Source organism: Yoonia sp. (genome assembly GCF_017854415.1).
Classification (GTDB): domain Bacteria; phylum Pseudomonadota; class Alphaproteobacteria; order Rhodobacterales; family Rhodobacteraceae; genus Yoonia.
Map to the genome: position 1 here is coordinate 1 of NZ_JAFMHR010000237.1, position 4,602 is coordinate 4,602.

6 protein-coding genes are annotated in these 4,602 nt (G+C 48.0%); all 6 read left to right on the forward strand.

The window, feature by feature from the left end:
• Positions 1-165: 165 nt before the first annotated feature.
• Positions 166-654 (forward strand): DUF669 domain-containing protein, encoded by a 489-nt coding sequence (locus tag QZ197_RS15895; protein WP_296433214.1) that lies wholly within the window; start codon positions 166-168, stop codon positions 652-654.
• Between the two features lie 41 nt (positions 655-695).
• Positions 696-1,250, forward strand: coding sequence for a lambda exonuclease family protein (locus QZ197_RS15900; protein WP_296433217.1), 555 nt, complete (start codon positions 696-698; stop codon positions 1,248-1,250).
• 152 nt (positions 1,251-1,402) lie between these two features.
• On the forward strand, positions 1,403-3,205 hold the full coding sequence (locus QZ197_RS15905) for a DEAD/DEAH box helicase (protein WP_296433219.1): 1,803 nt from the start codon (positions 1,403-1,405) through the stop codon (positions 3,203-3,205).
• Positions 3,183-3,572: a hypothetical protein gene (locus QZ197_RS15910; RefSeq protein ID WP_296433220.1), complete on the forward strand. Its 390-nt coding sequence runs from the start codon at positions 3,183-3,185 to the stop codon at positions 3,570-3,572. The genes QZ197_RS15905 and QZ197_RS15910 overlap by 23 nt, the downstream gene beginning before the upstream one ends.
• Before the next feature lie 329 nt (positions 3,573-3,901).
• Positions 3,902-4,156 carry a hypothetical protein gene (locus tag QZ197_RS15915; protein WP_296433222.1) on the forward strand — a complete coding sequence of 85 codons (255 nt, stop codon included), beginning with the start codon at positions 3,902-3,904 and terminating at the stop codon, positions 4,154-4,156.
• A 188-nt stretch (positions 4,157-4,344) separates the two neighbouring features.
• The gene (locus tag QZ197_RS15920) at positions 4,345-4,512 is read left to right on the forward strand and encodes a hypothetical protein (RefSeq protein ID WP_296433224.1); all 168 of its coding nucleotides are present in this window, start codon (positions 4,345-4,347) and stop codon (positions 4,510-4,512) included.
• The last annotated feature ends 90 nt before the right edge of the window (positions 4,513-4,602 follow it).

Sequence of the window (4,602 nt, forward strand, 5' to 3'; positions counted from 1 at the left end):
AAGCCACGTCAGACGGCAGCCGACTATTGGTAACCTATGCCACCGCGTCGAACGTTAGCAAGAACCGGTACGGCATCACTGATAATATATTTGTACCAAAGAACGAAAACCCGCTCACTCAATATATCCCGGCTTTAGCCACTTATAACAAAGAAGGTAAATAATATGTCATTCTTCGATCTTTCAGACGGCAAAACAGCAGCAGCATCAACTTCATTTGATAGCAATGTTCAGATTAAGCCTATCCCTGCAAACACTCAGGTAGTCGCGGCAATTGACGAAATTAAATGGGACGAATATCAGGGCGACTCGTTTGTTTCGGCTCGCTGGGTAGTATTAGATGGCGAACACAAAGGCCGCAAGATCTTTCATAAGATCCGCGTAAAAGAGCAGGATAAAACCAAACGCGATCGTGCTTTAAAGATGTTAGCTGCTATCGATGCGAACGCAGGCGGCGACTTAATGCGCAACGGCACTGAACCGGGTGATAGCCAGCTCAGCTCCGCTTTATCCAATAAGCCTATGGCCATCAAGCTCGGCCTATGGGAAATTGACGACAAGTCAGGAAACTGGGTCATGGCAGTATCGCCGGTCAACTCCGTCAGCACATTACCCGCACCAGTTGCAGCAGCCGCTGATGATATACCATTCTAATAATACTGGCCCTTCGGGGCCTTTTTTTTCGAGGTAAAACAATGGAACAGCTATCACAAGAATGGTTCGACGCGCGCAAAGGCCGGGTAACTGGCTCACAGATTGGTGCAATCCTTGGCGTTAATCCTTGGTCTAGCACCAAAGACGCTATGCGCTCAATCCTAGGTCAGTCCACTTTCACCGGCAACGTCGCCACCGAATACGGAAGCCGGAACGAGGAAAACGCCGTATTCGATTTCGAGCTTGAAACAGGCATCACTATTAAAGAATGCGGGTTTATAGTCCACCCGGAATACGACTGGCTCGGCGCGTCACCCGATGGATTGATTGGCGCAGATGCTATTGCCGAGATTAAATGCCCGTTTGGGTTGCGTGAAAATCCCGACCCGGAATTTAAAAGCCTGGCACACCTGCCCCATTATTATGCCCAGGTTCAATATGAAATGTTTTGCAGCGAGCGAACGACAGCGTATTTCATTCAATGGAACCGGTTTAAATTTGACACCGAAATGGTTTTTTTCAGTCAGCAATATATTGACAAAACACTGCCCAAGCTTAAAGCATTCCATGACCAGTACCTGGCAGCTGTGGCTTAGATGAGAAACAATCCGCGCGTAATGACACCCGGCGCGCTTCGTTCGTTCCGTCGATTGCAGCACAAATGCAGCCTGGCAGAGCTCGCATATTATTTTAAAATAAGTGAACCGCAAGCCTGCCGAATCCGCGCAGGCGAAAACTGGGGCAGAAAATGTTAAGACCATACCAACAAAACGCGGTGGATGCCGCGAAAGCTTTTCTTTCTAAATGCTATGACTCTTGCATCATAGACGCAGCAACGGGTGCGGGAAAGTCGCACATCATCGCAGAGCTTGCGCAATGGATTCACGAAACCAGCAATAAGCGGGTGCTATGCTTGGCACCGTCTAAAGAGCTGGTCGAACAAAACCACGGCAAATACATTGCAGCCGGTGGTATGGCCAGCCTGTACAGCGCCTCAACCGGTCAGAAAAGCCTTGAACACTATGTCGTATTTGGCACGCCTGGCACTGTTAAAAACAGCTTGGAACGGTTTAAAAACTTTGCAGCCGTCATAGTCGACGAAGCCCACGGCATAACACCCACGATCAAATTTATCATTGATGATCTGCGCGCAAAGAACCCTCAGCTGCGCGTGCTGGGTTTGTCTGCCACGCCGTACCGTCTCGGCAGTGGCTATATATATCAGCTCGATGAGAACGATAGGGCAATCTCAGAGCACGAAACAGTAGAACCATACTTTAAAAAGCTGGTGTTCAAGATAGGCGCGAAAGAATTAATCGATCAAGGCTATCTGACGCCACCGACTACCGAGCGCCATAATGGATATGACACCACCGGCTTGGAATTGAACAGCATGGGCAAATTTGATGCCCGCCAGGTTGAACAAGCGTTTGAAGGTGAGGGCCGGAAAACAGCCGCTATCATTGCCGAGGTGGTTGAGCTGTCCGCTGGGCGCAAAGGTGTAATGATATTTGCAGCAACCGTACCCCACGCAAGGGAGGTCATGCAAAGCTTGCCACGCGGAAACAGCGCACTGGTGACTGGCGAAACGCCAAAAGCTGACCGCGAACAAATACTAAAAGCGTTCAAAGCCCGACAGATAAAATACCTGGTCAACGTTTCCGTGCTGACCACCGGCTTCGATGCAAGCCACGTTGACGTTATTGCTATATTGCGCGCCACCGAATCAGTCGGACTAATGCAACAGATTATAGGTCGCGGGTTGCGCATCGATGCCGGCAAACAAGACTGCCTGGTTTTGGACTACGCGGAGAACATCGAACGGCACTGCCCCGATGGCGATGTATTTAATCCAAACATTAAAGCCTATAAAGCAACCAAGGTGGTAGGCGGTGCCGAAGTTGAATGCCCCGACTGTAATTATATAAACGAATTTTCAGGCCGCCCGAACCCTGATCAATTCCATATAACGAAAGATGGATACTTTGCAGACCTGGCAGGCGTGAAACTAGAAATACCATCCCACTTTGGCAGAAGATGCCACGGTGAATTTTTAGCCGCGGGAACATATGCCAGGTGCGAACATCGGTGGGCATCTAAAGAGTGCGAGAAGTGCCAACATGCGAACGATGTTGCGGCACGCTATTGTGAAAAGTGCAAAGGCGAACTGATCGACCCGAACGAAAAGCTGGTCATGGAATTTAGGAAGTTGAAGTCAGATCCATACGCCAAAAGCACCGACAAGGTTTTGAGCTGGCACTGCCAAGAATGGATAAGCAAAAGCGGGAACCAAACGCTTAAGGTGGATTACACCACCGAGTATCGATCATTTTCTATTTGGTATATGCCGGAGAAGATCAACGAATGGGAGTCATTAAATGAATCTGTTTTTAGTGGTAGAATCGCACCATCAATTGAAGTCTTTTTGTCATCGCTGCCCAACTATGGCGTAATGCCGAAAACGCTAACGCTCAAAAAGATGAAAGAAAAAGGCTTCTATAAAATCTATGGACACAATGAGGCATTAGATGAAATTCCCGAAATCAATTAAAGTTTACGGTGACATTAAATATCGCGGGCCATGCTCGCCAGAGTCTGCCGAACAAATCACGCTATTTAATCAGCTATCACCAAAGCTCCGCGCAATAGCCCTGCACCCACGCAATGAAGGAAAGCGCACGCCAGGCCAGGTTATGCGCCACAAAGCGGAAGGGATGACCACCGGCGCTGCTGACATTATTATAATCGGCTCACCGCCTTTTGTGTGCGAGCTAAAAAGAATGGATCACACCAAATCCAAAATATCGGCGGAACAGATCGACTTTTTAAATAACTGCCAGGATGCGGGCGCATTTGTCTGCATTGCGCTGGGATGGAAGGGAGTAGTTGATGCAATCGCCGATTGGGAAAAGGCCTAGACACTACGCCGACGATGTAATCTATGGCCGGTCAACCCTTGACCAAGTGCCACTAGACTGGCGTGAGCTCATCCTAAAGCATGTTCAAATAGCATGTATACAACTAGGCTCCCAAGTTGCCAGAGGCCGCGACAGGGCCGCTAGGGCCGCCATGCTTGAACGCGTACCACCAGTGATACTCCCAGATGTCGAACGACTCGCCAAAGAATACTATAGTAATAAAAACTCCGCTTGATATAGCTAATCGATATATAAGAGTGCTTGCGCTTATACGCTAGCACTAGTATTGTTTGCAGATCGAAAGCAAACAAACAAACGGAGCAAACAACATGACAAACCTAATAGTTGAATATAAAGCAAGCGTCAGCACCCCAGCCGGATGGCGTTCAGTGTCAATGACCGCCACGGCTTTGCAGATTAGCCCAAAGCGTGTTGAAGTAGTTCAGGTTACCAAAATTGACGGCGAGATCGTTAGCAAAAACATGTCCCGAAGCGGCGCAAAGCGCCAGCAATACGATGGTGAATACTTTGCAAGCCAAGAAATCGGAAAAACCAAAAACATTAGCTCATTAACAGTTATTTAAACAACGGAGCAACAAAATGAAATCACTTATCGAAAGCATTGGCTGCATACTTCTAGGTATCGCCCTTATAAGCCCGATCTATGTTTACGCAATGGGGTGGATCTAATGATTAGGACACTACTCGGCGGCGCATTGATAGCCGGGCTGCTATTTGGCCCGTTCATACTATACTTTTTGGAGTTAATTTAATGGCAACACTTATTAAAAATCGCGGATATAGAATACAAGATGCCATACATCAGATGGCCATCGACGAAAGCTTAGCAACCGGCCTCAGTCTAAACAAGACTGTCGAGGCATTAATAAAAGAGGCGTATATTGCGCGCCGACTCGCAAAGATGGGGATGACAAAATGAGCACACCAGAAATCGATCTCAGAAATATGTTAGATGCCGAAGATGCGCAAGAAAGATTAGATGACGCCTACACACACTGGGTTGAATATG